The 2,636-nt window shown below is 61.2% G+C and carries 1 protein-coding gene and 2 pseudogenes; 2 read left to right on the top strand and 1 reads right to left on the bottom strand.

Annotated elements, in window-relative coordinates; translation table 11 throughout:
• Positions 1–64 precede the first annotated feature (64 nt).
• The gene (locus I6F12_RS36915; protein WP_225158533.1) at positions 65–1,069 is read left to right on the top strand and encodes an IS3 family transposase; all 1,005 of its coding nucleotides are present in this window, start codon (positions 65–67) and stop codon (positions 1,067–1,069) included.
• Positions 1,070–1,243: 174 nt separating this feature from the next.
• Here the strand turns inward: I6F12_RS36915 and I6F12_RS36910 are convergent.
• Positions 1,244–2,264 (bottom strand): annotated as a pseudogene (locus tag I6F12_RS36910) (IS110 family transposase).
• A gap of 80 nt (positions 2,265–2,344) precedes the next feature.
• Between I6F12_RS36910 and I6F12_RS37565 the strand changes: the two are divergent.
• Positions 2,345–2,613: pseudogene (locus tag I6F12_RS37565) on the top strand (transposase); the annotation flags it as partial.
• Positions 2,614–2,636: the final 23 nt, after the last annotated feature.

Here is a 2,636-nt window from a genome sequence, read left to right as displayed (position 1 = left end):
TGACCTTGCCCGTCGGGCTTAATCCAGTTTGAAGTTCGTTCTGGCCCACGACGAGGCCCAGAGCATGAAGCGCAGCCGCTTTTCGGAAGAGCAGATCATCGGGATTTTGAATGAGCATGAGGCCGGCGTGTCGGTCGCCGAGCTTTGCCGTAAGCATGGCGTCAGCGACGCCAGCATTTACAAATGGAAGGCCAAGTTTGGTGGGCTGGAGGTGTCGGAGGCCAAGCGGCTGAAGACGCTGGAGGACGAGAAACACGCGGCTGAAACGGCTGCTGGCCGACTCTATGCTGGACTATGCAGCGTTGAAGGACCTCTTGGGAAAGAAATGGTGACGCCCGCGGCCAAGCGGAAAGCTGTCGCGCATCTCGTGGATTCCCACGGGATGAGCGAACGGCGGGCGTGTAAAGCCATCGGCTGCTGCCGCATGACCATAAGATACCGGACGACCCGGGCAGACGAAGCCGGCGTTCGCCAGCGCATGAGGGCGATCGCCCTGGAGCGTCGCCGCTTCGGCTATCGGCGCCTCCATGCTCTGCTCAAGCTGGAAGGCTATCTGATCAACCACAAGAAAATGTTCCGGCTCTACCGGGAAGAGAGGCTTGCGGTGCGCCGCCGTGGCGGGCGCAAGCGGGCTATCGGGACCCGGGCGCCGATGATGGTGCCGATGGCGCCGAACGACCGCTGGTCGCTCGGCTTCGTATCGGATCAGCTCACCGATGGCCGTCGCTTCCGTATCCTCACCGTCGTCGATGATTGCACCCGCGAGTGCCTGGCGCTGGTGGCCGACACCTCGCTCTCGGGAACCCGCGTAGCGCGGGAGCTAGACCGGCTGGTGATGGAACGCGGCAGGCCGAAGATGGTGGTCAGCGACAACGGCAGCGAGTTCACCAGCAACGCGATCCTAACGTGGGCCGATCAGAGCCGTGTTGCATGGCATTACATCGCGTCGAGCAAGCCCAGGCAGAATGCCTTCATCGAGAGCTTCATGTATAGACGGCCCCGCGGGTGCAAGAGGTTTTTACAGCATTTTGGATATCGGTCGGGTGCGTTCATGTATACGGCCTGTTAGTGCGACCGATGCCATGGCCGCTGGCCCTGATGGAGATCGCGGATCGAGGCCTCATCAACGGGTCGCGCTTGTTGCGCTTAAAGCTCTTCGGGCTTGCTCGATCCCCAGCTCCGCCGGTGTCCATCATGCTGTCATTTGCCCTCACACCATAAGGTGGCCAACATACGCGGAAAGTCAGGCCGCGAGCTTTGACCGATAGAATTCTCCGGTCGTCATCATCGCCCAGACGATCCGGGCCAACTTGTTGGCAACGGCGACGGCGACGACCATGGGCCGACGCCGTTCAAGCAGGGCTTCGATCCAGCCGCCTCCAACCCGGGAGCGTGCCTTTGGGTACCGAACGACGTTACGTGCTCCGATGACAAGCAAGTGCCTGAGATAGGAATCGCCCTGTCGTAATCCGGCCGAGCCGATCCTTCCCGCCAGTGGAATTCTGCTTAGGCGTCAGGCCAAGCCAGGCCGCGAACTCCCGCCCGGAGCGGAACATGGTCGCGTCCGGTACGGTCGCGGCGAGAGCCGTGGCCGTTATGGGACCGATCCCGGGAATCGAGGACAGCAACTTCGCCATCGGATTTACTCGCTGGATCTGAGCTAGCTCGCGCTCGATGGCCTCGACCTGCCGGTCCAATTCCTTCAGTTGGTTCATAAGAACGGCCAGTGCGATGCGGGCATGGGCCGGCAGCGTCAACCCCTCGTCATCCAACAAGTCCACCAGACCATCCACCCGTTGCCGGCCTTGTCCGACAATAATTCCGAACTCAGCAAAGTGAGCCCGAATGGCGCAGGCTGTCATGGTTCGCTGGCGGACCAGCAAGCCTCTTGTACGATGAAGCATCAAGAACCCTTGGTTCTCGACGCTCTTGATTGGAACGAACCGCATATTTGGACGGGTGACGGCTTCGCAGATCGCGGCCGCGTCAGCGGCGTCATTCTTGGCTCCCCTTCGTACGTAGGGTTTGACATAGGCCGGCGGAATCAATCTTACATCGTGTCCAAACTGCCGAATCTCCCGCGCCCAGTGATGAGCGGTCGCGCAAGCCTCGATGCCGACCAAGCAAGGTGCGAGCGAGGAGAAGAACGACATGATCTCGCCTCGCCGGAGGCGCTGGCGACTGGTCACTTGGCCTTGGCTGTCAACTGCATGGATGTGAAACACGTGCTTCGAAATGTCCAATCCAATTGTCGCGACTTTCATAGGGAATAGCTCCTGTTAGCGGGTCCGTACATCGCCAGTATATCGCCGGCGCCGAGGGAGCGGGGCCGTCTTCCCCCATCAACGGCCGGCTGAGGGATGAACTGTTGAACGAGACGCTGTTCACGTCGCTGGCCCAGGTCCCGCGTCACGCTCCGATGCTGGCAGGCCGATTACAACGATGCACGGCCACACTCGAAACTCGGATGCAAGACGCCGTCCGAGTTCGCCTTCACCTGCCATCCCCGGCGGGATCTGGCGCTGCTATGCCGAGGGCTCCGCGCCAGCTCCCGTCGCTACCACCGCCCAACCGGGCAAATCCAACAACCGGAGCCAACTCAGGATTGGATAAAACTTGGGGGCAAGGTCAGCCCG

Source organism: Bradyrhizobium sp. IC4059, assembly GCF_020193615.1.
Classification (GTDB): Bacteria; Pseudomonadota; Alphaproteobacteria; order Rhizobiales; family Xanthobacteraceae; genus Bradyrhizobium; species Bradyrhizobium yuanmingense.
The sequence above is the reverse complement of the archived record's forward strand: the minus strand, read 5'-3'. Positions and strand labels throughout refer to the sequence as shown.

What these genes read in the sequence shown, in the direction of transcription:
- I6F12_RS36915 (WP_225158533.1), top strand. Translation starts at nt 65, where the DNA reads ATGAAGCGCAGCCGCTTTTCGGAAGAGCAGATCATCGGGATTTTGAAT.